Source organism: Sphingomonas sp. CFBP 8765 (genome assembly GCF_014841445.1).
GTDB lineage: Bacteria > Pseudomonadota > Alphaproteobacteria > Sphingomonadales > Sphingomonadaceae > Sphingomonas > Sphingomonas aerolata.
In genome coordinates, this window is the sequence record NZ_JACYTY010000013.1 from 22,857 (window position 1) to 47,196 (window position 24,340).

The following is a 24,340-nucleotide window of genomic DNA, read 5'->3' on the forward strand; positions in this document are numbered from 1 at the left end:
GCTCGAACAAGCAAGCTGATAAAGCTGCTGCGATCGAGCGCGAGGCGGGCGCGTCCTGCTGCTCGTCCTCCAAATCTCCGGCTGTTCCACAAGCTGCCAAGGAAGGATGCTGCTCAGGGAAAGCGGGCGGAGAACCTTCTGCCACAGTGACCGACCCGGTATGCGGCATGACCGTTGATCTGGCAAAAACAGCGCACCATGCCGAGCATGCCGGGCACGAGTATCATTTCTGTAGTGCAGGGTGTCGAACCAAGTTCGTCGCTGACCCTGATGCCTACCTTGGGGCCAAGCCAAAGCCCGAGCCGGTGGCAACCCCGGGAGCGATGTGGACGTGCCCCATGCACCCTGAGATTCGTCGGGAAGGGCCGGGAACGTGCCCCATTTGCGGCATGGCCCTCGAACCGGAAGAGCCGTCGCTCGATGACGGTCCCAATCCAGAACTAGTCGATTTCACCCGGCGTTTGTGGGTAGCAGGAGCGCTCACCGTTCCGCTGCTCATTGTTTCGATGTTCGCCGAGATGTTTGGGCTCCATGTTGTTAGCCCTACCGCTTCGCCTTGGGTCCAACTCGCACTCACTGCGCCAATTGTGCTGTGGGCGGGATGGCCGTTTTTCGAGCGGGGGTGGATGTCGCTTCGCACCCGCCATCTGAATATGTTCACGCTGATCGCGATCGGCGTCGGTGCGGCATTCCTCTACAGCCTGGTCGCAACACTCGCGCCCAGCATCTTCCCTGCGACGTTCCGGATGCACGGGGGCATGGTCCCAGTCTATTACGAAGCTGCCGGCGTCGTCGTGACACTGGTGTTGCTCGGACAGGTTCTCGAATTGCGCGCCAGAGCGGCGACTGGCCGCGCGATACGCGCCCTCATGGACCTCGCTCCCAAGACAGCGCGACGGTTGCGGTCTGACGGGTCAGAGGAAGAAGTCAGCCTTGCCGACGTGGCAACCGGAGATCGGTTGCGGGTCCGCCCCGGCGATGCGATCCCGGTCGATGGCGTGGTGGTCGAGGGTCGCTCCTCGGTCGATGAATCCATGCTCACCGGCGAGCCGGCCCCCGTCCTCAAGGAAGTCGATGCCGCAGTCACGGGGGGGACGGTGAACGGCACGGGCAGCCTCGTTATGGAAGCCGGCGCGGTCGGTTCGGACACGATGCTGGCGCGCATCGTCCGCATGGTCGCGGAAGCGCAGCGCAGCCGTGCCCCGATCCAGGCGGTCGCCGACCGGGTATCGGGCTGGTTCGTACCTTTGGTCGTGCTGATCTCGGTCGCGACCTTCGTGGTGTGGTCGCTGGTCGGTCCCGAGCCACGCATGGGTCACGCCCTTCTTAATGCGATCGCCGTGCTGGTGATCGCCTGCCCGTGCGCGCTCGGGCTCGCGACCCCTATGTCGATTATGGTTGGCACCGGCCGCGGCGCGCAGGCCGGCGTGCTCGTCAAGAATGCCGAAAGCCTACAGGCACTCGATAAGGTCGATACGCTGGTCATCGACAAGACGGGCACGCTAACGGAAGGCAAGCCGTCGCTGGTCGCGATCGAGGCAACCGGCACCGTTGGAGAGAACGACATGCTCGCGCTCGCTGCGGCTGTCGAAGGACAGTCCGAACACCCGCTAGCCCACGCGATCGTCGTCGCCGCCAAGGAACGCGGATTGCAACTCGCCACGGTCGCAGACTTCGCTTCGCAGACCGGCATGGGTGTCAGTGCCACGGTTGGCGGCCGATCGGTGGTGATCGGCAATGCCGCACAAATGAGCCGGGTCGGTGCCGATCCCCAGTCACTCGACGCTTCGGCCGATCGCCATCGGAGCGAGGGAGCCGGCGTCATCCTGATCGCGATCGACGGCGCACTCGCGGGCTTGCTCGCGGTTGCTGACCCGGTGCGCCCTTCGGCGCGCGACGCCATCGCGGCTCTTCGCAAGGAAGGTCTGCGCGTTATCATGCTGACGGGCGACAATCGCGGGACGGCCGATGCGGTTGCGCGCGCCGTGGGCGGCCTGGACGATGTACGCGCCGATCTGCGACCGGAAGATAAGGCGCGGATCATCGGCGAATTGAAAGCTGATGGTGCCAAGGTTGCAATGGCCGGCGACGGTATCAACGACGCCCCGGCGCTGGCCGCTGCCGACGTTGGGCTCGCGATGGGGACGGGAACCGACGTAGCGATAGAAAGCGCGGGCATGACGCTCACACGCGGCGATCTTTCGGCGATCGTGCGCGCGCGCAAGCTCGCCCGTGCGACGATGCGGAACATTCGGCAGAACCTGTTCTTCTCATTCCTGTTCAACGGGGTCGGCGTGCCCGTCGCGGCCGGCGTGCTCTACCCCGTTGCCGGCATCCTTCTGTCACCAATGCTGGCTGGCGCTGCGATGGCCCTCTCTTCCTTCACCGTCGTGCTCAACGCGCTGCGTCTGAACACGGTGAAACTATGAACATCGGGGCGGCGTCGGAGGCCAGCGGCGTCTCGCAACGCATGATCCGCCACTACGAGAAGATCGACCTTGTGCCCGCACCGCTCCGGCGCGGGAGCTACCGGGATTATTCGGAAGTGGACATTCATCGGCTGCGGTTCATCGCCAACGCGCGAGACCTTGGGTTTCCAATCGAGGAGATCCGCACGCTACTCGGCTTGTGGTCGGATCGGGATCGGTCGAGCGCCGAAGTTAAGGCGCTGGCGAAAGCGCGCGCTGCCGAGCTGGGCCGCAAGGCGCGCGCGTTGAAAGCTATGCAATTGGCGCTGATCGACTTGGTTGAGCGCTGTCACGGCGATGATCGCCCGGAGTGCCCAATTATCGAAAGCCTCGCTGAATAATCCGATCGAGCGCGGCGCTTAGCGTGCCGCGCTCTACCGCCTGTGGGCGTTCGCAAGCGGTTCTAGTGTTCTCCCTTCTCGTGTGAAAACGGCTTTTGGGAAAGATCTATCGTTCCCAAAAGACCATCGTTTTCGAGGAAGCTTTGTGTCAAAACCGAACGGTTCTGACGCTTGAGATAGGTCGCCGCCTTTCAAGCGCTTACTGGTGTCAGAACCCTCATTCAGAATAGCTCGACAAGGGGTTGCAGTCGGTGGCTTGCTTGGACCAAATCGCTTTTCCGAAAGCGGTCGAGGTAATCTTCGGCGGTGACAGCGGGATTGTGAAACTGACGGCGTTGGTTTCCGATTGCGGTCAGCGCCTTGGCCGTATCGAGGTCGATGACATTAACGATGAAGTCGTCGGGATGCTTCACCTCGATACCGTGGCGGGCGGCTGCTTCGACCGGAAAATCCTTGAGGTTGTACGTGACAATCGCGTCGGCTCTGCCGTGAATCGCTGCGGCAAGAACATGGACGTCCTTGGGATCAGGCAGTGTCAGGGCAGGCATCAGCGGTTCGTAGCCTTCCACCAGCGCCTCTCCGAAGCTGTCCATGTAGGTCCGCTGGCGTTGGAAATGGTCAGCTGCCAGATCGGCAAACCGTCGCCTTAAGCTTTCCTCCCACTCGGCCAGGATGGCCTCGCTCCAGAGCGGCCGGAACAGCCGGCTGGCGGCGAACCACAAAAGCGCACCCCGCACGATGGAGGGGTGCATGACGTTGGCATCGAGCAGGACGGTGTAGCGGCCGACCAGCATCAGGGACGATCGAGAGGCGTGTGATCGTCGAAGAGGCCAGCTTCCTGATCCAGATCCGCCATTTCCTGCAGGGCCTCATGCCGGGCCGCATCCATGCGGCTGCGGTAGGTCAGCACGTCGCGTCCGAGCAGCTTACGATGCGTGCCGACCATCCGGAACGGCAGATCACCGCGTTCTAAGAGCTTAATGAGGTGTGGACGCGACATGTTGAGCAGGTCGGCTGCTTGGCTAGTTGTAAGCTCTGCCTGTACCGGCACGACAGTGACGGCATGACCGTTGCCGATCTCAACTAGCATCTTGACGATGCTGTTGAACACACCAGACGGCAGGCTGATAACGTCCTCACCTGCCCCTTCTACAGTCAGGTGAATAGGGCGGCTGGAATCTACCCTCGACAGTGCACGCGCGGCGTTACCGGCCGCCTCGATCTCGTGTGCAGTAGGCTCGTAGGCCTCGTCGATATTGAAGGCCACGGCGGCCATGTTTCATCTCCCAGGGCGGAAGCCATCTAGTGACTGCGAGTTGTAAACGCAATAAGTGAAACGAGTGTCAACGGGAAGACGTTCCACTGCGGTGATCGTCGAGCATGCTGAGCGGGGTGGGCGTAATCCAGTCGCCTCCCAGCTTGGGGTATGGACCGTAGAACAGATCACCCAGCGCACGCCGATAGTGCGCGTTCATCCAGCGCCGGCGTCGATGCTCCGGGCCATCGTGGAGCATGTGGCAGCGTTGGCAGAGCGCTGCGAGCTGGTGAAGCGCACTGTCGCTCGGATCATGGTTAAGGTGCGCACAGGCCAGGACCACCGGTGTCCACCGGCCTTGTACCAGAATGTTTTCCGTAGGCCGTCGCACGCGCCGGCCCCGGCCATTGCGCCAGCATTGCCGGTTCCGATCCCACCACCGTCCGTCGCCTAGGTGGAAGACCTTCTGCCTGTGGGGACGTCCACAATGCTCGCAGTGTCCCCCCGCCCGCACGAAGCGTACCTGGTGTGATAGCTGCACCCAGTCGATCGGGTACAAGAACACGTGCTCGGGCCGGATAGGCATCAGGCCTTCCCTGCCGAAGTGTCAGGCTGCGCAGTCCACCGCATTATAAAGCCACCGTCGCTGCGGTCAGCGCCCGGTAGAGTGTGGCATGGTGGCATTTGAGCAGCTTGGCGGCTTCGCGCACCGATGTGCCTTCGCTTATCAATCGTTCGCCGAGCGTGATCTGATCGGGGGTGAGCTTTGGCGGACGGCCAAAGCGGACTCCCCTCGCCTTAGCCGCCACTCGTCCGCTGCTGGTGCGCTGGTGGATCAGCTCACGCTCGAACTCAGCGATGCCGGCGAACACGGTCAGCACCATGCGACCAGCTGGCGAGGTCGTGTCGGCCCAGGGCTCGGCCAGCGAGCGCAGGCCGGAACCAGCCTCCTTCAGCTTCTCGGCGATGTCCAGCAGGTCGCGCGTCGAGCGCGCCAGTCGGTCGAGCCGCGTCACTACCACCGTGTCGTCGTCGCGCAGCTGCTCGATCATCTTGGCCAGCTCGGGCCGGTCACGCTTCGCGCCCGAGATCTTCTCCTCGAACGTCCGCTTGCATCCGGCCTCCTTCAACGCGGCGCGTTGCAGCCGGAGATCTTGGTCATCGGTGGACACACGAGCATAGCCAATCAGCATGTTGCAAAATTGTATCGTAATAAAAGTATTTTGCAACCGACTTTTGCGACATCAGCACATGAGAGAACACGAGCTCTAAGGGCTCTGTTGCGAAACTTAGAACATTTGAGACAGTCGACAGTTGCTATCCTGCGGCCCTCACAGCCTCATTCTTCAAGCCTGCCTGTGCGAGCCTCCTTCTTCGACTTGTCCCATTCCTTCTTGATGAGCCGTTGGGCTGCTTTCTCGACCGTATCCGCCTTTTTGAGCCAATCGGGCTTTGGAGTATGCCGCGCACTCACTAGCTCCTCGACTGCGCGGAAGAGCGCGCGATCCAGGGCATGTTTGTCCTCAGTCCCTACGTCGCGGCAGGCCGGGTTTAGGCGGAGTACGATACCAGCGCGCGCGGCATGTACCTTTCGCCAATTCACCGGCTTGGCAGGGCTAACTGCACCACGCCGCACCTCGGCCGTTAACTCTACAACCAGCCCTCGCATTGCTTCTCGCCATACCGCGCGCTCGCTGGTGACGATCTGGACGAAGATGGCCTTGTCTGCGTTCTCCTTCCCGGCCTGCGCGCCAAAACGCGCGCCAAGGTAGGCAAGCACGCCCGCAAAGGCCGTTCCGAAGCCCTGCACCCACGTCCAGCCGCCTGATCCTGACCCCCCTGATATTCCTGTCACGTATGCTCCCTTATGCCGCGAACCTCGGGTGCAGCTTACGACCACCCAACCACGCTGCTACAGGCCACGAAGGCTATCAGTTCACAAGTGAGATTGTTATCTTGCTCACTTGTGTGCTATCCATCATGTTCACACGCGAACACGTGCAGGGGCTACATGAAGACCATATCTATCATCAGCCAGAAGGGCGGAGCGGGTAAGACCACGCTTGCCATCCACCTTGCCGGTGCCGCCACCAGTGCGGGCCTCTCCGCGCTGATCCTCGACGCGGACCCGCAAGCGACCGCTAGCCAATGGAACCACTGGCGAGGCGGCGCGGACCCTGAGGTCGTAGATTGTGCCTCCCCCACCCTCCTTCCGCGCAAGGTGCAGCAAGCAGCCGATCTAGGCGCGGACCTAGTCATTATCGATACGCCCCCACACGCGGACATCATGGCGCGCGAGGCGTGCAAGGCTGCGGACCTGATCCTTATTCCTTGTCGTCCCCAAGCGTTCGACTTGTCAGCCGTTGAAACGACGGCCGAGCTGGTGAAGGCAGCAGGCAAGCCGGCCTTCGTGCTCTTCATGGGCGGTCCTCAGCGCGCGCCAACTACTTACAGAGACGCGCGGGAGCTGATTGAGGGCAGCGAAGGCGTTGAGGGTATGGGTGTGCCGGTCGCGCCCGTCATGCTCACGATGCGCGCGATCTATCACCACAGCACGGCGCAAGGGAAAACCGCGATAGAGGCGGAGCCTGACGGTAAGGCGGCGGAGGAGATCGCCGCGCTATGGACGTGGACAAGCGAACGTGTGAACTTGCCCACAAGTAAGCAGGGCAGAAAGAAGCGAGGCTGACATGAGCAAATTTGGCGCCATGAGGCAGCAGCGTGCAGAACGCGCGAAGGTGGAGCCGAGCGTCTCGACCCCAGCCATTGAGGGCTCGGCGTCGGTGCGATCGGCGGCGCGGCAGGGCAAGAAGGCTGTCAGCGCATACTTTAGTCCGGAAGTTAGCCGAGGCTTAAATGTGCTGGCGGCCGAGAACGGAACTACCCTTCAGGCCTTGATGGGCGAGGCAATCGACCTTCTCATGCGCCAGTACGGCAAGCACCCGTTCGGGGAGCGGTGACGCGCAGCTTTGAAGAGGGGTCTGCACATAGAACGGACCCAGATGTACGCTAACGCGATCGGGTGTCAGCAAACCCCCAGATTCGGGTTTCCGTACAGCTGACCAAAGCGACAGGGTTTGTCGCACACTCTGCCATCCTGTTGGCGCCACGACCCAAGGCCGGAGCGCACCCTGTCCGAAAGCATGTGTTTTCCGACAGTCTCAAAACGCTGCGGCAGCCTATACCAGCGTCATGACCAAGATACCGGATACGGACAAGAGATCGCAGGTTTCACCGGAATCCTCATTTTTGCACCTGAACGACGGCGCCCGGCATCATCGGGTCGCCCGGAGCAATGACGAGGTAACGGCGCATGTCGCCTTTTGCGTCGCTGACGATCTGGCGGAGCGGTCCGAGCGTGTTGACTATCGCGCCGCCCGCCGGATTGGTCATGAACTTCGCCAGAGGCTGGATCACGCCGCTGCCATCAGCGCGGGAGGATAGCCCAAGGACATAGGGCATCTTTGGACTGAGGCCCGCAACCGCCGCCTGCAAAATCTGGACTTGGCCCTGATCGAACAGCGTGACCTGGCTGCGCCCAGTCCCGGAAAGAGTCAGCTGGATCTTCATGCCGGCCTGGGCGAGCGGCATCAGGTTTGCACGGCCATCGCCTACCGGCACCGCGCCGGGAACGTAGGCCACGCCTTGGGGCCCCTGACCGATCGGAATCGTCGCGATAACGGTGTTGCTGGCGGTATCGATCGCCGCGACTGCGTCGGCGTTCTCCAGCCCGACATACATCCGCGTACCGTCGCCCGACGGCCAAAGGCCGTGCGGGAGCGCGCCGACCGGGATGTTCGCGACCTGCGCGAAGTCGGTGGTGCGGAACACCTTGACGACGTTCTCGGTGCCGACCGTCACATAGGCGAACTGGCCAGCCTTGGTGCGGGCGATGTTGACGTGGTTGGTGATCGCGCCTGTGTCGAACGTCTTGAGCACTGCGAAGGGTGGCTTGGCGTCGAACACCATGACTTTGCCGACGTCTTTCAGCGTCAACCAGACCTGCTTGCCGTCGGGCGTCGCGGCGATGTCGGGGCAGAACGGGCTCGCCTGCTTGACGCGACCGACGATCTTCTTCGAGGCGGTGTCGATCACAACGGTCTCGGGAGAAAAGCTCGAACAGACGTAACCGTATTTCCCGTTCGGCGAGAAGATCGTCATGCCGGGGCCATTAGGAACGGGGATGCGCGTAGTCGGCGCGAAGGTCTTGCCGTCGAGCACCTGGATATAATCCTCGCCGCGCACCGCGACCCAGACTTCGCGACCGTCGGGGCGGAAGAACGCTTCGTGCGGCGATCGGCCCACATAGGTCGTATGCTTCACGGCATTGGTCGCAGTGTCGATGAACGTCACCGAGTTCGAGCCGATCGAGATCGCCGCCAGCGTCTTGCGATCAGGCGAGAAGCCCATGCCGTGGACGAGCAGCTGTCCCTTGTAGAGCGGGCTGAGGTTCGCGGGGGTCTGGTCGCCGAGTTTTATCACGCCGAGCAGCGTGTTGGTCGACGGATCGATCACCGACACGGTGTTGGAGAACTGGTCCGAGGTGTAGAACCGGTCCTGCGCGCTGACGGGGACGTCGGGGGTCGCGTTCGGCACTTGCTGGGCAAACGCAGGGCCCGAGAAACACAAGGCGGCGCAGGCGGTTAGGGTGAAACGCTTCATGGACGGTCTCCGTGATGGGGGTGACCGGTCGCGGTCGGTTCGGTGTGAGGCAGCAACGCGCCGCCTTCGGATAGGATGCCCTGCATCACCGCGATTTCCTGACGCTGTTCGACGATGATTCCCTGGGCGAGCCGGCGCAGGCGTTCATCCTTGCCGAACCGCAGTTCGACTTCGGCCATGTCGATCGCACCCTGATGATGCGGGATCATCATTCTTGCGAAGTCGCGATCGGGATCGCTTGAATAACCGGTCATCATCGCGCCGTGCATCCGCGCCATCGCCGCATCCATTGCGGACGCGAAACCGTCCGTTTGCGCTAACGCACCCGTCGATACGGACACGGCTATCGCCGTTAGCAAGGCCGTGCGAGATTTCATCGTCATGCCTTTAGTATTCCCATTTATGACACGCGAGCGATGAATGCCGAGCGTGACAGCGTAAATGATCGCGGCGCAGCCATCGATCCAACGCATAAGCATGGTTGTTCTGATCATCTAAAAAGAACGGTAGACAATCTATGATCGCGTTTTCGTATTGAAACCATCGCTACCATGCGTTGGACGCAGGGGAGATATCGGTCGATCTAGCGGCATCGGACTGGCACGATCACCCGCCGGATCCGCGATAAGGATCAAACGATGAAAGCTGCGATCGTTCTGGTTGCCGCGATGTTGGCCTCCGTAGCCCCAGTCCCGGCGATCGCTCAGGCCTATTGGGCTGCACCTGCGGCGGACGACTTTCCCTGCGATATCAAGGCGGTTCAGGCACCGTGGTCGAAGGCTGATATCGACCTTAGTCATCATGACCGGATCTATGTGTCTGACCCGACATCGACAAAGATCGTTGTCATCGATCCTGCAGCGGGCAACGAACTGGGACGCATCGACCTCACCAAAAGCGCGATAGCTGAGCCCAGCTTTTCCAGCCCCAAAGTCCAGCACCTGGCTGCAACGCGTGACGGGCGGACCCTGGCGGTATCGGCATTAGCGCAGCACAGTGTGACGCTCGTAGATCTGGCCACGAACACGGAACGAGGCCGGACCGTGTTCCAGACGTCGCCTACCGCCGTCGCGTTTACGCCCAATGGGCACGAACTCTGGGTTTCGCTCGGCGATGAACATGCCATCGCAGTCGTGGATCCTAAGACCGCGCGGGAGATCACCCGCGTACCAGCAAGTGGCGGAGCGGGCGCGACCATCCTGTCGCCAAACGGACGCTATGCCTTTGTATCGCTTACTGAAAGGCCGTCCATCCTGGTTGTCGACGTCGAGCATCGGCGCGTCGTCGGACACGTTGCCAGCAACGGTGCAGGTGAGGGAGCAATCGCGGTCTCGCCAGATGGCAAACAGATTTGGGCAACACGCCGCGAGAGCGGCACGACCACGGTTTTTGCTGCCAAACCGCCGTTTGCGGTACGCGAAGTGATAAACACTGGTCCAGCAACGGGCGCGGTCAACTTCGCCCAGCGCGCGGACGATTCCTTTGCCTATGTCAGCATTGGCGGCGATCAACCTGCAATCAAGGTCTATAGAACCGACAGCCTGGAGGCTGTGGCAACCGTCCCGCTACAAGCGGCTCCAAGTGCGGTTTGGCCGTCGGGCGATGGTACGAGAATCTATGCCAGCCTGGCCGGAACCAACAAGGTCGCTGGGATCGACACGCTGACGTACACCACCGTGTCGACAATCCCTATCAGTACGGATGCGCAAAGCCTGATCTACGTTCCTGGTGCCGTGCGATCAGGAAAAGGTCTCGCCAATCTGGTGCCATCCGGGCGCGATGCGGCGCTTGCCGTGGCGGCGCGTTGATCGGTCTTACACCGTCTGTAATTTCCCAAGGAAAGCCCTTTCTAAAATGACCAAGCCCCCCGTCAGGATCGCGATCAGCGGTGCCGCAGGACAAATTTGCTATTCGCTGCTCTTCCGGGTTGCGCAGGGTGACGTGTTCGGACCGGACCAGCCCGTTATCCTTCAACTGCTCGACGTGCCGCAGGCTATGGACGCCGTACGCGGCGTGGTCATGGAACTGGAGGATTGCGCGTTCCCGCTACTGGCAGGTGTGATCATTACTGATGATCCGATGGTGGCTTTCAAGGACATCGATGCGGCCATGCTGGTTGGGTCTCGTCCCCGCTCAAAGGGCATGGAGCGCCGTGATTTGCTCGCTGCCAACGCAGCGATCTTCAAGACGCAGGGCGCAGCATTGGACGCAGTGGCCAAACGTGACGCCAAGATCCTGGTCGTCGGCAATCCCGCCAACACAAATGCCTGGATTCTTGCGCAAAGCGCACCGGGTTTTCCTGCCGAAAACATCACGTCGATGATCCGCCTCGATCACAACCGCGCGCAGGGACAGCTTGCGGCCAAGGCGGGTGTAGGTGTCGATGCGATTACAAAGCTCGTCGTCTGGGGAAACCATTCGCCGACGATGTTTGCCGACTGGGGGAATGCCGAACTCGATGGCCAAAAGCTTGCCGACCGTATCGGAAACGAGGCCTGGTACCGCGAAACCCTGATCCCCACCGTTGCGCAGCGCGGAACCGCGATCATCGAAGCACGGGGTGCGTCCTCGGCCGCGTCGGCCGCAAATGCAGCGATCGACCATCTGCGCGACTGGGTGCACGGCGCAGGCGATAATTGGGTGTCGATGGGCGTGGTGTCAGATGGCTCCTACGGTATCCCGCAAGGACTGGTGTGCGGCGTGCCGGTGCACTGCATGAGCGGTGGGTATGCGCGTATCGAAGGCCTGACCCTCGATCCGTTCCAGCGATCGATGCTCGATCGCACGATTGCCGAACTGGTCGATGAACGTGAGGCGGTTATCGACATTCTGAAATGAACGATCGGTATATCTGATTGGAATGACTGTAATCTTTGGTTGGTGCGATTGATCTCCTTTCCCTATCATTGGGGCAAGGAGATCGGGCATGACCCTCGAACAACTCAGGATTTTCGTCGGTGTCGCAGAGCGCGAGCACATGACGCGCGCTGCCGAAGCGCTCAATGTGACGCAGTCAGCCGCAAGCGCTGCCATCGCCGCGCTAGAAGCTCGGCACGGCGTGCCGCTGTTCCACCGGGTCGGCCGCGGGATCGAACTGTCCGAAGCGGGCCGCATGTTTCTGGTCGACGCGCGCGCAGTGCTTGGCCGTGCCGCCAGCGCGGAACTTGCACTGGCCGAATATGCAGGACTGGAGCGCGGCACACTGCGGCTGGTCGCAAGCCAGACGATCGCAGGCTATTGGCTGCCCCGCCAGCTGGCGGCGTTCCATGCGCGCTACCCCGCGATCTCAATCGAACTGGCGATCGACAACACCGAGGGGGCCGCGGCGCGCGTGCTCGACGGTGCGGTCGAGCTCGGCTTCGTCGAGGGTGTGATCGACGAGCCCGCGCTCGCGCATTGGACGGTCGCGAACGACCGCATGGTGCTGGTAAGCGATCGCGCAGCCGACACGATCGACGAGGACTGGATCCGCGCCGCGCGCTGGATCGTCCGCGAACAGGGATCGGGCACGCGCTCGTCGTTCGAGGAGGTGTTGCGCCAGCGCGGCGTCGATCCGTCGGACCTCACCACCGCGCTGACCCTGCCGTCGAACGAGGCGGTACGTAGCGCGGTCGAGGCTGGCGCAGGCGTCGCGGTCCTGTCGCAGCATGTCGTCGCACCTGCAATCGCGGCCGGAACGTTGCACGATCTGCCGCTCGGTCTGCCGCGGCGTCCGTTCTACGCGCTGCGGCACAAAGAGCGCTATCGTACCCGGGCGGCCGATGCGCTGACCGATCTCATCAAGGAGACTGGCAAGTGACCGCCGATCTGAAACCCGTTCTTGATGGCCTGAAGCCGCTCAGCCGGCTCGACTCACCGCGCGAGATGATCCGGCAGTTCACGCCCAACTGGTTCGCCGCGACCATGGGCACCGGTATCCTGGCGCTGGCCTTACCGCAGGTGCCGGGCGTCGGCACGTCGCTGCACCCGGTCGGCGAGGCATTGTGGTATTTCAACATCGCGCTCTTCACGCTGTTCGCCGGGCTCTACACCGCGCGCTGGACGATGTTCGGGCACGAGGCGCGGCGGATCTTCGGGCACAACACCGTATCGATGTTCATCGGTACGATCCCGATGGGCCTCGCGACGATCATCAACGGGTTCCTGGCGTTCGGCCTGCCGCGGTTCGGCGCCGGCGTGATCCCGATCGCCGAGACATTGTGGTGGATCGACGTCGCGATGTCGCTCGCCTGCGGTGTAGCGATCCCCTACCTCATGTTTACCCGGCACGAACATTCGCTCGACGGCATGACCGCGGTGTGGCTCCTGCCAGTGGTCGCGGCCGAGGTCGCAGGCGCGAGCGGAGGCCTGCTCGCACCGCATCTGGCCGACGCCCATCATCAGTTCGTGGTGCTGGCGACCTCCTATGTCCTGTGGGCCTATTCGGTGCCGGTCGCGTTCGGCATTCTCGCGATCCTGATCCTGCGGATGGCTCTCCACAAGCTGCCGCACGAGAGCATGGCCGCCTCGAGCTGGCTCGCGCTCGGTCCGATCGGCACCGGTGCGCTCGGGATGCTGGTGCTCGGTAGCGACGCGCCCGCGATCCTCGCCGCCAACGGCCTCGGCCAGATCGGCGCGGTAGCGCAGGGGATCGGCACGATCGCCGGGCTGTTGCTCTGGGGCTTCGGCCTGTGGTGGCTGGCGCTCGCGACGCTGATCACGATCCGCTACTGGCGCGCGGGTATCCCGTTCAACCTTGGCTGGTGGGGCTACACCTTCCCGCTCGGCGTCTACACTGTCGCCACCTTCAAGCTCGGCACGACGCTCCAGCTCGGCTTTTTCGGGATCGTCGGCACCATCCTCACCATCGCGCTCGCAGCGATGTGGCTGCTGGTCGGCGCCAAGACGGTCGCAGGCGGCTGGCGCGGAAACCTGTTCGTGTCGCCCTGCATCGCCCAAGCCAATTGATGGGCCGAACTGATCGTCCTGCCGGATCGAACCGGCCCATCCGATCGACCCGTACCGGGCAGACCGTCGGACGGATCGCGCATAAGAGCATGACATCGAAGGGAGAATGCTGGTGGACAGCCTGGATATGAAACTGGCGCAGGCGACGAACCGCCGTCGCTTTCTCGCAGAGGCTGCGATCGGCAGCGGCGCGCTGATCGCCGCACCCGCGCTGGCGCAGAGCATGGTCGACCTGCATCTTCCGGGTGGCCCATCGGAACGGCCGATAACCAGTGCGTTCCCCGGCAAGGGCAGCATGATCCTCCAGCGGATCCACCCGCCGCTGCTGGAAACGCCGATGAGCGTGTTCAATGGCGACGTCTTCACACCGAACGACCAGTTCTTCGTCCGCTGGCACTGGGCCGACATTCCGACCGCGATCGATGTCGAGGCGTTCCGGATCAAGGTGCACGGCGCGGTCACGCGGCCGCTGTCGATCTCGCTCGCGCAACTGCTGAAGTTGCCACGCGTCGAGCTGGCGGCGATCAACCAATGCTCGGGCAATTCGCGTGCGCTGTTCCAGCCCCCTGTTGCCGGTGCGCAGTGGCGTCACGGGGCGATGGGCAACGCCAAATGGCTCGGCGTGCGCCTGCGCGACGTGCTCGATATCGCCGGCGTGAAGCCGGGCGCGGTCGCGGTGCGGTTCGGTGCGCTCGACCAGCCGGTGGTCGCGGGTGGACCGGATTTTGCGAAGTCGCTGTCGATCGACCACGCACGCGACGGCGAAGTGATGCTCGCCTTCGGGATGAACGGTGAACAGATGCCGCTCCTCAACGGCTTCCCGGTCCGGCTGATCGTACCCGGCTGGTATTCGACCTATTGGGTCAAGATGCTGAACGACATCGAGGTGCTTGCCGCGCCCGACGACGGTTACTGGATGGCCAAGGCGTACAAGATCCCTGACACTCCAGGCGCGAACGTGCGGCCTGGCCAGAAGGATTTCCCGGCCGTCCCGATCAACAAGATGATCCCGCGCAGTTGGGTCACGAGCCTCGACGAAGGGCAGGCGATCGCGTTTGACCGGTCAATCCCGCTGGGCGGCATCGCGATGGGCGGCGATTGCGGCGTCGCCAAGGTCGATGTGTCGACCGACAACGGCAAGAGCTGGTACAAGACGACGCTTGGCCCCGATCACGGCAAATACAGTTTCCGCCGCTGGGATGCGCAGGTGCCGCTCAGCCATGCGGGCCCGACCAGACTGATGTCGCGCTGCTGGAACACCGCCGGCATCGCGCAGCCGATGACGCCGATCTGGAACCCGGGCGGGTTCATGCGCGGCAACATCGAAACCACCAACATCGTCGTCGGCTGAGGAGCGCTCCCCCATGAAAACGCCTTCCATCGGCACGCTGTCGTTCGGGTTCGTCGGCGCGACCGTCGTTCTTCTACTCGCGATCGGTGCCCCGAACAGCCGCATCGCCCCGCCGCCTGCCGCCCCGACCGCACCACCGCCGCCAAGCGTTTCGGCGCGCGGCTTCTCGCTGGCGTCCACCTCGGTCGATCTCCCGACCGACGAAGGGCAATATCCCGCCGGCCCGCATGCCGACGTCATCAACGCCAACTGCACCTCGTGTCATTCGGCGAGCATGGCGCTGAACCAGCCGCCACTCTCCTCCGATCAGTGGACCGCGGAGGTCACCAAGATGCGCGAGGTCTACAAGGCTCCTGTTGCACAGGCTGACGTGCCGGCGATCGTCGCTTATCTGACCGCCATGAGCGCAAAGCAGCCGGGCGCCGCGAAGGGCAAGGCGCAAGACCCCGATCCGAAGGCTGCGCCCGACGTATCGGGGGGATCAGGCTAAGCACATCACTCACGACACGCGGTTCTGCGCGCGAAGTGCTGTGCGGCGTGTACGTGTCTCGCGCAGTGTTGCATTGGGCGCGAGGCCGTTCGCGGGCACCTTGGGTATCGCAACGCGCTGCGACAGGTAGATGCCATTGTGGCCCGAGCAGAGATAGGCCACGAAACAGGCGACGGCGATCGGCACCGCATAGCTGGCGCCAAACAGTTCAATCCCCATGAAGGTGCAGGCGAGCGGGGTATTGGCAGCCCCGGCAAAGACCGCAACAAAGCCGACCGCGGCGAACAGGCCCGTCGGTACGTCCAAGAAAGGCGCCAGCGCGTTACCGAGCGCCGCGCCGATGAAGAACAACGGCGTGACTTCACCGCCTTTGAAACCCGCACCGAGCGTGACGACAGTAAACAGCAGCTTGATCGCCCAACTCCACGGATGCGTGTCTGGTCCGAAGAAGCTGGCGATGGTAAGGCTCTCGGGCCTCGCTGCCAGGACACCCAGGCCTAGATAGTCGCGCGTGCCGAACAGGAAGACGAGCGCGATAACGACGACCCCGCCGATCACTGGACGTAGCGGACCATAGGGGACGATCCGCTTCAGACATCCCCCGACCACGTGGTTGGCTTCGGCGAAGGCCAAACCGACCAATCCGAATATGATCCCCGCAATACCCGCCTTCGTCACGAGCAGCGCATCGACCGGTATCAACGCACCGATCGGGTAGACACCGTGATGGATACCCCAGGCGAGGCACGTCCAATCGCCGACTAGCGCTGCAACGAGGCAAGGCACTAGCGCGGAATATTCAACGCGGCCGATCGCCAGCACTTCGAGCGCGAAGACCGCGCCTGCGATCGGCGTGCCGAAGACCGCGCCGAACCCGGCTGCGATACCCGTCATCAACAGGATGCGCGTGCCGCCCGCATCGAGGCGGAGCGCGCGGCCGAAACCGCTGGCAAGGCTTCCACCCAATTGGACGGCGGTGCCCTCACGTCCGGCCGAGCCACCGAAAAGATGCGTCACCACTGTGCCGAAGAAGATGAGCGGCGCCATCCGCAGAGGCACCCCGCCGCCAGGCTCGTGGATCTGCTCGACGATCAGATTGTTGCCGCCTTCCACTGTGCGCCCGGTGACATGGTAGAGGAATCCGACAACGAACCCGCCCACCGGTAGCAGATAGAGCAGCCAAGGCGATGCAAACCGCAGTCGCGTAACGGTATCGAGACTCAGCAGGAACGCCGCACATAGCGTCCCGACGAGTGCCGCCATGGGCAGCAAGATCAGCGCCCAGCGCAGGACAGAGATCGCATGGTCGTGACGATCGCGCATGAATGCCGCGACATTCAGCGTGCCGACGAGATTGCGAAAGGTAGCGCGCACAATTCCTCCTTGCTGCCTGAAGGCGCCAAGTAGGAATCATCAGCTCTTATCAGAGCGGTTCGGCCAAATTGCCCGGCAGAAATCCATTGCCAAAGTCGATCTATTAGACGTTTGCCCCAACCGTCAATGGGCATGTTGGTCGGGCAAATGCTCGGACCGGCCAGTCGGCAGCGTCTATCTGAGCCCGTTATATGTACCGACCCCGGGTACGCTGCATGCGGGACCGATCGGCTTTGGCCCACGTCGTTTTCGGGCTTCGTCACAAGGGGGCGATACCGCACGAAAGCCGCGGATGCGCTGCGGGGTCTGATCGGTTCGCAGCAAACCTAGGGATGGCTGCTACGAGCGTGCCGTCCAGATGCCGACGAGCGCGGCCAGTGACACGAGCATAAGAAACCCGTTCATCACTAGGAGCAACGTCGCTGGCAGGCGCTTGATGTCCGGTCGTGGCGGCGGGGCGCCTGCGCCCATCTCTCGCCACACCGCAGCGGCGAAGCAAAAGGCGCTGAACAAGATCAGCATGGTCCCGGTCGCCGTCGCCAGCCACGGGAACACGACGTCCTTGAGCAGCGCGCGCGCGCCGATACCGGAAGCGAGCGCCGCCAGTCCGGTACGCACCCAGGCAGCATAGGTGCGTTCGCCGGCGAGGATTGTGCGGTCCGCGGCAAGCTCTGTGCGACGGTCGGCGCTGTCCACCTGCTGGACTGCGCTGTCCTTCAGCTTGCTCGCGCTCTCCGCCAGCTTCGCATGGGCCCGATCGGCGTCGTGCGGCGCGTCCATCAGCCAGCGGTAACGGCGATGCGATGCCAGGCAGTCGAGAGATAGCCGGCGAAGTTCCAGATCGGCTCGGGCCGTTCGGGCTGCATCTGCCCGGCACCGTCAACGGCGCGCACGATCAGGACGTGGAGTCCGGGAGACAGATCGACCGTGACGTGCCACTGCGTCCAGCTCCAAGGCGCATCGGGTTTTGCAGTCAGTTCCGCCTGCAGCCAGTCGGTGCCGCCATTGACGGAGACCTCGACGCGGGTGACCGCTCGGCCGAAGGCGACCGCATAACCCGCGATTTCGCACGCGCCGGCGCTGACATGCGCGCCGTCCACCGGCGCGCAGATCGCAGCATTGAGCGGCATCTCCTCGATAGTCAGACCCCGATCCCAGTCTGCGTCCTCCTTCGCTACCGACGCCGGAAAGAGCTTGTAGTCCTTAGCCTGGATCGGCGCATCGGACGGGCGATCGCGCACCTCGATGCGCGTCAGCCACTTGGCGCTACGAACGCCCGCATAACCCGGCACGACGAGCCGCAGCGGTGCGCCATGTTCGGGGGCCAGCGCCTCGCCATTCATGGCCCAGACGATCAGCACGTCGGGCTCTAGCGCCTTGGCGATCGAGATCGAGGCACCGAACGGTGCCGTCTCACCATCGACATCCACGTTGTCGGCCCCCGTAGTGCCGACGAACGACGCGCCGTCCTGGATGCCGGCTGCGGCGAGCACGTCGCACAGTGCGACGCCGGTCCACGCCGCATTGCCAATCGCGCCCACGTCCCAGGGATCGCCCGAAGTCTTTTCCACGTCTTGAAGATGTGCCCGACGATTGCCGGCGCACTGCATGGTCGCGGTCACTGTCCGGGTCGCAAATGCCGTTTGAAGTTCGGCAACCGTGTAGGAGCGCGGGCGGTCGACTAAGCCGTCCAGCGCTATACGATGATCGTCGGCCAGCTCCGGCGTTGGTCCGTGACTGCGGATGTAGAAGTTCGCCTGCGGCGTCAGGAAGGACGTGATCAGTTTATCCGGGGGCGTTTCCGCATTGAGCGGCTCCGGACAGCGGAGGATCAGATTCTGTTCGGCGCGATCGGATGCGGTCATGCAAGCGGCCTACCATGATGAAATCAGTAGCGAAATCGATCGTTTTGCTGGGCGATGTCACCCAGACTCTTTCGATAGCCTATCCCTTTCTAGACGGCGGTGGAGCGATCACCATGCCGTCGCGCGAAAGGCGCCGAGCGCCAGACAGCCTTTCCCGTAGATCGTCGCGATGTGACTGGACTTGCTACGACGGCTTTGTCCCAAAAGTCGTCGCTAGGTACTAGGGATGACGGAAAACCCTGTCGCCATCGCAGATGCGCGACAAACGGGTGATTTGCGCCGCCTGAACCCGGATGAGGGCGCTTAACGTATATCTGGGTCCGTTCTATGTACCGACCCCGAAGAGGGGGCGATCCGAATGATCCGTCCCGAGTGGAACATGCAAGGGCTGGGTGAATGCCCGGCATCTGTAACGGGCACCCCGGAATCCGCCAGCCCACTTGTTGGCATGTGAACATGATAGCACGAGAACACGAGAACACGATGGAACGTGAACACGTGTCTGGCATGTAGAGGTTGGTAGCAAAGCCTATCGGTGAGTTTTGGGGTAGCGGCTCACCTTTGGGCCGACGCGCTGAAATCTACCAGCACGGGCAGTTCGGGAATTCCGCCGCGCAGCTTTGCCCGTCGTACAATGCTGTGCTGGTCGATCAGGTTCTGTGCGTCGCGCTTGCCGCTGGACGTTTTTGGGAACCAGTGGAGTGCCACCCGTTCGACCTTGCGCCCGTTCTTGATCGGCGTAAAATCGACATAGAAGGGGCAAAGCTTGTTAATTTCCTCGACAGCCACCTTCAGACAATATTTGTTCATATCAGCGAAGCGTTCGAGTTTACCTTCAGGCACGTTAAGCAGGCCGCGCAGCTCTTCGATCGTAAACTCCTCTTTCTGTTTGTATTCGAGACCAATGCGCCGCTCGATCATTTCATAGAGACAAAGTGCGTATTTTGACTCGAAGCAATACATTACCTGCGTCTTGAGACGGGCATAAACCTGACTGTTCCGCAGTATCTCGATTAGCTCTTCTGGGATACGATAGTGAAGGAAGCCGTCTTTTTCGAGGCTTTCATCACTTGGGCCGAGCAGCTGGACACGGCGCTTGTAGCTCTTGCCATCCTTGCGGATCGTGACGATCGCGATGGTGCCCATGAGGCGCAGCAGTGAACTCTCTATGCGCTCGTTGCCTTGGTGCGTCCCTTTCAGTCCGGATTTCGCAATGCGATGGATGATCGGCTCGCCAATGCGTTCCCAGGCATTGGCGATCAGCAGGTTGTAGATACGGCGATCCGCGAGGGTGAGGGGGCTTAGCTCTACAATATCGACCAACTCGCCGGGCTTGACGATTTCACCGTAGTTGGCGGGATCAAAAGGATTTCCACGTCCCTTCTGGGCCAGCGTGCGGAATGTCATATCGACCACGGCAGGTTGCGACATAGGCTTGACCAACGGTGAGCTAGAGGAACTTACCAACTCACCCTAATCACGAAAAGTGAGCTAGGCAAATGTTTCAGCTCCCCCGTGGAGCAGAGAGGCGGATACCCCAAAACTCACCGATCCTTTTAACCCAACCATTGGGGTACCCCAACACTCACTGGACCCTGCCCGAACACTCACTTTTACCGACCCCAAAGCTCACCGCATGCTACCCCGAAACTCACGCGAATCGACCCCAACGCTCACTATTGGAGGCATTTTTCGGCAGAAATACGGACCTTTCAGGGCTCTGAATCTTGAATCAGAAGAATTAGAGAATCTGAACGGCGAAAGGTGAGCTTTGGGGTGGCGAGCCTGTGGATAACCACCGTCAGAATAGGCAAATGGAATCGGCCTAATGGCCGATGCACTATTCGTCTGGTGCCAGCTGCGCTGTCACCAGAGCGGCGCAAACGCCGCGTGCTTAGCGGAAAAAGAAGAAAGGCAAGCTGGCGACCAGATACTACGCCAGAGCCGACCAAGAGCGCCATGAGGGCAGGGAAGAGGGCTTTGCCACGATCCGCACCCTTGCAGCACCGAACCTCGCTGTTGGTGCTTAAATCAGCTCCTTCGCGATCGGTTTCGTAGATCGTCAATCCGATCACCAGCTCCGTCACCTTCGGAAGGTGAGGCGCTACCCCAAAACTCACCTTTCGCACATCGTCACGCAGGATCGAACAGGCCAGTGAACTCGCGTTGATCGTAGTAGCGGATTTTCTCGACCGCGAGCGGGTTTTCGCCCTGGCGGAGCAGCAGAAGCTGATCGGGCCGCATTCGCATGATTTCGTCCGGTGTGGCGAGCCGGCGAGCGGAGACGTGCCCGCTGACACTCTCCGAGGGACCAGCGCGGTTTTCGCCCCAGCCGGTGCCGCGCGACGTGCTGACGGTATCATATTCGATCGTGGTGTCGCCGATCGTGCGCGAGAGCATGTCGGCGGTGGCATGATCGTTGACCCCGAACGTCTGGATCACGCCGGCGTTGGACATGAAGGTGCCGGCGCGCTCGCCATAGGTGGCCTTAAGCTGGTGCATGTCCTGGAGGATCGGCCAGAGCTGGAGGCCATAGCCCGCCATCAGGCCCATCGCGCGTTCAACCGGTTCGAGACGGCCGAGCGCGGCGAACTCGTCCAGCAGGAACAGCACGGGCCGGGCAGGACGGGCGGTGGACCGCGCCATGTCGGTGACGGCCTGGCTCACCAGCAGCCGCAGCCAGCGCGCATAGGTGTCGAGCCGATCGGGCGGCAGGCACAGGAACACGGTGGCGGTCGTGTCCTTCAGCCCCGCGAAGGTGAAATCCGACGCGGCGGTGCTGGCGACGATGCGAGGGCTGTCGAGAAAGTGGGTATGGCGCTGTGCCGAGGACAGCACGCCAGCGGCTTCGCGATCGGACTTGCCGAGCTGGCGGTTGGCGGCGCGGGCGATCAGGCCACCGGCGCCGGCGCTGTCCTGCATTTTGGCCAGCAAAGCGGCAAAGCCGGCAGGGGCGAGCGTCAGCTTGTCGCGCACCGTCGCCAGCACTCGGGCGTCGGCGGGTTCGTGGACGACGGTATGCAGGATCAGCCCCGCGATCAGCGCCTTGGCTTCCTCGTTCCAATGCGCTTCGCCCGATTGCCCCGGCGCGTCATGCACTAGGGCGTCGGCGAGGGTGTTGGCATCTTCCGCGAGATCGAGGCTGGCGGGATCGAGCCGGTCGAGCGGATTGTAGCGGGCAGGCGGCTGACCCGACACGCCGAACGGATCGAGGCACCAGACCTTGCCCTTGGCGGCACGCGCACGGGCGGTGACGCGGGCATTCTCACCCTTGGGGTCGATGCAGATCACCGAGCGATCGAGCAGCAGCAGGTTGGGAATGATCGTGCCGACGCCCTTGCCCGACCGGGTGGGTGCCATCGTTAGCAGATGCGCCGCGCCGTCGTAATGCAGCAGCTTGCCTGACTTCGCCGAGCGGCCAATCAGGAGATCTCCGTTCGCCTCCAGCTTTCGCACGTCGGTTCGGTCGCCGAAACGAGCGGAGCCGAGCAGATCGCTCCGCTGGTTGGCGGCGCGCCGGTTGAAGCGCCAAGCCAGGAACAGGATCGCGCCGGCCAGCAGGAACGGAATGTCGGTCGCAATCTCACCATAGCCGAAGATGCCCTTGAGCCAGGCGTTGCTCGCCATCAGCACCACGAAGGCGACGAAGACCGCGAACAGCGGGCTGATCCGTCGCCTCGGCATCAGTGCGCTTCCATCGGCGTGACCGGCAAGGACCGGTCGGAGTCGGGATGATCGAGCAGCCGGAGCAGGATTTGCGATACAAGGGGAGGGGGCACGCCCTCGTCAAGCATCATCGCGAAGAACGCATCGTCGTTGGGCGTCGGGATCATGTCCTCGATGACCAGGTTGGCGCGCGAGTCCGCCATGTCCTCATGCCACATCGCGATTTCCGCCGGCGTGCCGCGCACGAAATTCATCGCGCGGACTTGGGCACGGATCGTCTCGATATCGAAATCGCTCATTGCGCTTCGCTCCCTTCCGCTTCCGCGTCGAACGCCCGCTTGCCGCGCCGCTTCCATAGCGCCAGCACGTCGCCAGCATCGTCGCCGCGACCACGCCCGGCGAGATCGAGCAGCGCGCCGTAGAGCGTGGCGCGATCGTCGTCGGTCAGCTCGACCAGCCCGGCTTTCTGGACCAGCCCGCCCAGTTCAATCAGATGGCGTGTTCGTTCGCGACGTTGCACGACCCAGCCCCTGCTATCCGTTCGCCGTTCCGCCGCTTCCGCCCGCAGCGTCGCCGCCTGGTTCAGTCGCAGTGCCCGATCCGTCGATTGCAGCAGCGCCGCCACCTTTGCGCCCACGTCGTTGAAAGAAGGCCGCGCCCTTCGCGCGCCATGCCTCCTTCGCGCCCGCATCCTTTGATCCGATCGCATCGAGCAGCACCCCGGCGAGGGTTTCCGGATCAAGCGCATCGGCCCCGGTCGCAACGACGAGCTGGCCAAGCTGTTCGACCCGCTTTGCCTTGAGCGCGCGGGCCTTGTCACCCAGTGCCTTCAGCTCGGCATCGTAATCGCGAACCTTCTGCATCGCCTTTACCCTTCCGCGTATCGCTCATCAACATCTTAGCGCGCCGAGCATATGGGTAAAGCCAGAACGAGCAGAACGCAGCACCAAGTCAATCAGGAGGAGCGAAGCGGAGGATGAGTGCGCGCTTATACGTCGTTGCCGACGTGCGCTCAGAAGTGCAATAAGCAGGGCGTCATGGCGATCTACCATTTCTCCGCCAAGGTTGTGAGCCGCGCGAACGGATCGAGCGCCGTCGCGAGCGCCGCCTATCGCTCCGCATCCGAGCTGCACGACGATCGGTTGAACCGGAATCACGACTTCAGCAACAAGGCAGGCGTGATCCACTCCGAAGTGATGTTGCCACAGGGCGCACCGGAGCGTTTAAACGACCGCACGACCTTGTGGAACGAGGTGGAGGCAGGCGAGAAACGCAAGGACGCGCAGCTTGCCCGCGAGGTGGAGTTCTCGATTCCGCGCGAGATGAATGAGAAACAGGGCGTCCAGCTAGCGCGCGATTTCGTGAAGCAGCAGTTTGTCGATCGCGGGATGGTCGCGGATCTGAACGTGCATTGGGACAAGGCGAAGGACGGCACGCCCAAGCCGCACGCGCATGTCATGCTTGCGATGCGCGACGTGGGGCCGGAGGGGTTCGGGAAGAAGAACCGCGACTGGAACTCGACCGAGCTTTTGAAGGACTGGCGCGAGGCGTGGAGCGCCCACGTTAATGAGCGCATGGCCGAGCTTGGGCTTGAGGGTCGCATCGACCACCGCAGTTACGAGGCGCAGGGGATCGGGCTGGAACCGCAGCACAAGATCGGCCCGGCCGCATCGCGTCGTCCGGAGCAGGGGCTTGAGGCGGAGCGGATCGAGGATCACACGCGCATCGCTCGTGAGAACGGCGAGAAGATCATCGCCGATCCCAATGTCGCGCTGGACGCGATCACGCGGCAGCAGGCCACGTTCACCACTCGCGACCTGGCGACGTTCGCCTTCCGGCACAGCGACGGCAAGGAGCAGTTCGACCAGGTGATGGGGGCGGTGCGCGCCAGCCCCGAGCTGGTCGCATTGGGGAAGGACGG

Annotated in this window: 25 protein-coding genes and 1 riboswitch; of the genes, 11 read left to right on the top strand and 14 right to left on the bottom strand. The window is 62.7% G+C overall.

The features are described 5' to 3' along the window. The first annotated feature begins 146 nt into the window (after positions 1 to 146). Together IFT87_RS19230 and IFT87_RS19235 are read left to right on the top strand one after the other, a co-directional pair. On the top strand, positions 147 to 2,429 hold the full coding sequence (locus tag IFT87_RS19230) for a heavy metal translocating P-type ATPase (protein ID WP_200909707.1): 2,283 nt from the start codon (positions 147 to 149) through the stop codon (positions 2,427 to 2,429). Beyond that, positions 2,426 to 2,809, top strand: a complete 384-nt coding sequence (locus IFT87_RS19235) for a MerR family DNA-binding protein (RefSeq protein ID WP_055763348.1) — start codon at positions 2,426 to 2,428, stop codon at positions 2,807 to 2,809. The genes IFT87_RS19230 and IFT87_RS19235 overlap by 4 nt, the downstream gene beginning before the upstream one ends. 221 nt (positions 2,810 to 3,030) lie before the next feature. Here the strand turns inward: IFT87_RS19235 and IFT87_RS19240 are convergent, their stop codons facing one another. The 4 genes from IFT87_RS19240 to IFT87_RS19255 form a co-directional block, all read right to left on the bottom strand. After that, positions 3,031 to 3,603, bottom strand: a complete 573-nt coding sequence (locus IFT87_RS19240) for a PIN domain-containing protein (protein WP_055763351.1) — start codon at positions 3,601 to 3,603, stop codon at positions 3,031 to 3,033. Beyond that, positions 3,603 to 4,085, bottom strand: a complete 483-nt coding sequence (locus tag IFT87_RS20605; protein ID WP_055763354.1) for a helix-turn-helix domain-containing protein — start codon at positions 4,083 to 4,085, stop codon at positions 3,603 to 3,605. Before IFT87_RS20605 ends, IFT87_RS19240 begins: the two co-directional genes overlap by 1 nt. A gap of 608 nt (positions 4,086 to 4,693) precedes the next feature. Further along, a complete protein-coding gene (locus IFT87_RS19250) occupies positions 4,694 to 5,257 on the bottom strand; it encodes a recombinase family protein (protein WP_031392880.1) in 564 nt (187 codons plus the stop codon). 146 nt (positions 5,258 to 5,403) lie between these two features. Further along, positions 5,404 to 5,874: a hypothetical protein gene (locus tag IFT87_RS19255; RefSeq protein WP_031392881.1), complete on the bottom strand. Its 471-nt coding sequence runs from the start codon at positions 5,872 to 5,874 to the stop codon at positions 5,404 to 5,406. Positions 5,875 to 6,075: 201 nt separating this feature from the next. Between IFT87_RS19255 and parA the strand changes: the two genes are divergently transcribed. Both parA and IFT87_RS19265 read left to right on the top strand, forming a co-directional pair. Beyond that, a complete protein-coding gene (gene parA / locus IFT87_RS19260) occupies positions 6,076 to 6,753 on the top strand; it encodes a ParA family partition ATPase (RefSeq protein WP_031392882.1) in 678 nt (225 codons plus the stop codon). A gap of 1 nt (position 6,754) precedes the next feature. Beyond that, positions 6,755 to 7,024, top strand: coding sequence for a ribbon-helix-helix domain-containing protein (locus IFT87_RS19265; RefSeq protein ID WP_031392883.1), 270 nt, complete (start codon positions 6,755 to 6,757; stop codon positions 7,022 to 7,024). 283 nt (positions 7,025 to 7,307) lie between these two features. Here IFT87_RS19265 and IFT87_RS19270 read toward each other — a convergent pair whose 3' ends face one another. Both IFT87_RS19270 and copM read right to left on the bottom strand, forming a co-directional pair. After that, positions 7,308 to 8,726 (bottom strand): YncE family protein, encoded by a 1,419-nt coding sequence (locus tag IFT87_RS19270; protein ID WP_051916163.1) that lies wholly within the window; start codon positions 8,724 to 8,726, stop codon positions 7,308 to 7,310. After that, complete coding sequence (gene copM / locus IFT87_RS19275) at positions 8,723 to 9,220, bottom strand: CopM family metallochaperone (protein ID WP_235516305.1); 498 nt, start codon at positions 9,218 to 9,220, stop codon at positions 8,723 to 8,725. The genes IFT87_RS19270 and copM overlap by 4 nt, the downstream gene beginning before the upstream one ends. A 144-nt stretch (positions 9,221 to 9,364) precedes the next feature. Between copM and IFT87_RS19280 the strand changes: the two genes are divergently transcribed. The 6 genes from IFT87_RS19280 to IFT87_RS19305 all read left to right on the top strand — a co-directional run bounded on the left by IFT87_RS19280 (position 9,365) and on the right by IFT87_RS19305 (position 15,514). Further along, positions 9,365 to 10,534, top strand: a complete 1,170-nt coding sequence (locus IFT87_RS19280; protein ID WP_051916164.1) for a hypothetical protein — start codon at positions 9,365 to 9,367, stop codon at positions 10,532 to 10,534. Between the two features lie 46 nt (positions 10,535 to 10,580). After that, complete coding sequence (locus tag IFT87_RS19285) at positions 10,581 to 11,564, top strand: malate dehydrogenase (protein WP_031392887.1); 984 nt, start codon at positions 10,581 to 10,583, stop codon at positions 11,562 to 11,564. Between the two features lie 88 nt (positions 11,565 to 11,652). Continuing rightward, positions 11,653 to 12,525 (top strand): LysR family transcriptional regulator, encoded by an 873-nt coding sequence (locus IFT87_RS19290; protein WP_031392888.1) that lies wholly within the window; start codon positions 11,653 to 11,655, stop codon positions 12,523 to 12,525. Then, positions 12,522 to 13,673 (top strand): TDT family transporter, encoded by a 1,152-nt coding sequence (locus IFT87_RS19295; RefSeq protein ID WP_031392889.1) that lies wholly within the window; start codon positions 12,522 to 12,524, stop codon positions 13,671 to 13,673. Before IFT87_RS19290 ends, IFT87_RS19295 begins: the two co-directional genes overlap by 4 nt. A 106-nt stretch (positions 13,674 to 13,779) precedes the next feature. Further along, entirely contained in the window at positions 13,780 to 15,024 is a 1,245-nt protein-coding gene (locus tag IFT87_RS19300) for a molybdopterin-dependent oxidoreductase (RefSeq protein WP_197975372.1), read from the top strand. 13 nt (positions 15,025 to 15,037) lie between these two features. After that, positions 15,038 to 15,514, top strand: coding sequence for a hypothetical protein (locus IFT87_RS19305; RefSeq protein ID WP_031392891.1), 477 nt, complete (start codon positions 15,038 to 15,040; stop codon positions 15,512 to 15,514). Between the two features lie 9 nt (positions 15,515 to 15,523). Here IFT87_RS19305 and IFT87_RS19310 read toward each other — a convergent pair whose 3' ends face one another. The 8 genes from IFT87_RS19310 to IFT87_RS19345 form a co-directional block, all read right to left on the bottom strand. Then, positions 15,524 to 16,888: a chloride channel protein gene (locus IFT87_RS19310; protein WP_192191637.1), complete on the bottom strand. Its 1,365-nt coding sequence runs from the start codon at positions 16,886 to 16,888 to the stop codon at positions 15,524 to 15,526. A gap of 23 nt (positions 16,889 to 16,911) precedes the next feature. Beyond that, positions 16,912 to 16,988: riboswitch (Fluoride riboswitch) on the bottom strand. Between the two features lie 239 nt (positions 16,989 to 17,227). After that, entirely contained in the window at positions 17,228 to 17,668 is a 441-nt protein-coding gene (locus tag IFT87_RS19315) for a YidH family protein (RefSeq protein ID WP_051916165.1), read from the bottom strand. Continuing rightward, positions 17,668 to 18,753 carry a sulfite oxidase gene (locus IFT87_RS19320; protein WP_031392894.1) on the bottom strand — a complete coding sequence of 362 codons (1,086 nt, stop codon included), beginning with the start codon at positions 18,751 to 18,753 and terminating at the stop codon, positions 17,668 to 17,670. Before IFT87_RS19320 ends, IFT87_RS19315 begins: the two co-directional genes overlap by 1 nt. A gap of 555 nt (positions 18,754 to 19,308) precedes the next feature. Next, entirely contained in the window at positions 19,309 to 20,184 is an 876-nt protein-coding gene (locus tag IFT87_RS19325; protein WP_031392895.1) for a replication initiation protein, read from the bottom strand. Positions 20,185 to 20,886: 702 nt separating this feature from the next. Beyond that, the gene (locus tag IFT87_RS19330; RefSeq protein WP_082446614.1) at positions 20,887 to 22,437 is read right to left on the bottom strand and encodes a type IV secretory system conjugative DNA transfer family protein; all 1,551 of its coding nucleotides are present in this window, start codon (positions 22,435 to 22,437) and stop codon (positions 20,887 to 20,889) included. Then, positions 22,437 to 22,718 carry a hypothetical protein gene (locus IFT87_RS19335; RefSeq protein ID WP_031393027.1) on the bottom strand — a complete coding sequence of 94 codons (282 nt, stop codon included), beginning with the start codon at positions 22,716 to 22,718 and terminating at the stop codon, positions 22,437 to 22,439. The genes IFT87_RS19330 and IFT87_RS19335 overlap by 1 nt, the downstream gene beginning before the upstream one ends. After that, entirely contained in the window at positions 22,715 to 22,939 is a 225-nt protein-coding gene (locus IFT87_RS19340) for a conjugal transfer protein TraD (protein WP_031393026.1), read from the bottom strand. The genes IFT87_RS19335 and IFT87_RS19340 overlap by 4 nt, the downstream gene beginning before the upstream one ends. Before the next feature lie 13 nt (positions 22,940 to 22,952). Beyond that, entirely contained in the window at positions 22,953 to 23,282 is a 330-nt protein-coding gene (locus tag IFT87_RS19345) for a conjugal transfer protein TraD (protein ID WP_192191638.1), read from the bottom strand. A gap of 174 nt (positions 23,283 to 23,456) precedes the next feature. On the opposite strand from IFT87_RS19345, the gene mobQ reads away from it, so the two are divergent. Further along, a partial coding sequence (gene mobQ, locus IFT87_RS19350; RefSeq protein ID WP_192191639.1) for a MobQ family relaxase occupies positions 23,457 to 24,340 on the top strand: 884 nt, incomplete at its 3' end.

Coding starts and splice junctions, on each gene's coding strand:
- IFT87_RS19235 (WP_055763348.1), top strand. CDS start 2,426: ATGAACATCGGGGCGGCGTCGGAGGCCAGCGGCGTCTCGCAACGCATG.
- IFT87_RS19240 (WP_055763351.1), bottom strand. CDS start 3,603: ATGCTGGTCGGCCGCTACACCGTCCTGCTCGATGCCAACGTCATGCAC.
- IFT87_RS20605 (WP_055763354.1), bottom strand. CDS start 4,085: ATGGCCGCCGTGGCCTTCAATATCGACGAGGCCTACGAGCCTACTGCA.
- IFT87_RS19250 (WP_031392880.1), bottom strand. CDS start 5,257: ATGCTGATTGGCTATGCTCGTGTGTCCACCGATGACCAAGATCTCCGG.
- parA (WP_031392882.1), top strand. CDS start 6,076: ATGAAGACCATATCTATCATCAGCCAGAAGGGCGGAGCGGGTAAGACC.
- IFT87_RS19265 (WP_031392883.1), top strand. CDS start 6,755: ATGAGCAAATTTGGCGCCATGAGGCAGCAGCGTGCAGAACGCGCGAAG.
- IFT87_RS19270 (WP_051916163.1), bottom strand. CDS start 8,726: ATGAAGCGTTTCACCCTAACCGCCTGCGCCGCCTTGTGTTTCTCGGGC.
- copM (WP_235516305.1), bottom strand. CDS start 9,220: ATGATCAGAACAACCATGCTTATGCGTTGGATCGATGGCTGCGCCGCG.
- IFT87_RS19280 (WP_051916164.1), top strand. CDS start 9,365: ATGAAAGCTGCGATCGTTCTGGTTGCCGCGATGTTGGCCTCCGTAGCC.
- IFT87_RS19285 (WP_031392887.1), top strand. CDS start 10,581: ATGACCAAGCCCCCCGTCAGGATCGCGATCAGCGGTGCCGCAGGACAA.
- IFT87_RS19290 (WP_031392888.1), top strand. CDS start 11,653: ATGACCCTCGAACAACTCAGGATTTTCGTCGGTGTCGCAGAGCGCGAG.
- IFT87_RS19300 (WP_197975372.1), top strand. CDS start 13,780: ATGCTGGTGGACAGCCTGGATATGAAACTGGCGCAGGCGACGAACCGC.
- IFT87_RS19305 (WP_031392891.1), top strand. CDS start 15,038: ATGAAAACGCCTTCCATCGGCACGCTGTCGTTCGGGTTCGTCGGCGCG.
- IFT87_RS19315 (WP_051916165.1), bottom strand. CDS start 17,668: ATGGACGCGCCGCACGACGCCGATCGGGCCCATGCGAAGCTGGCGGAG.
- IFT87_RS19320 (WP_031392894.1), bottom strand. CDS start 18,753: ATGACCGCATCCGATCGCGCCGAACAGAATCTGATCCTCCGCTGTCCG.
- IFT87_RS19325 (WP_031392895.1), bottom strand. CDS start 20,184: ATGTCGCAACCTGCCGTGGTCGATATGACATTCCGCACGCTGGCCCAG.
- IFT87_RS19330 (WP_082446614.1), bottom strand. CDS start 22,437: ATGCCGAGGCGACGGATCAGCCCGCTGTTCGCGGTCTTCGTCGCCTTC.
- IFT87_RS19335 (WP_031393027.1), bottom strand. CDS start 22,718: ATGAGCGATTTCGATATCGAGACGATCCGTGCCCAAGTCCGCGCGATG.
- IFT87_RS19345 (WP_192191638.1), bottom strand. CDS start 23,282: ATGCAGAAGGTTCGCGATTACGATGCCGAGCTGAAGGCACTGGGTGAC.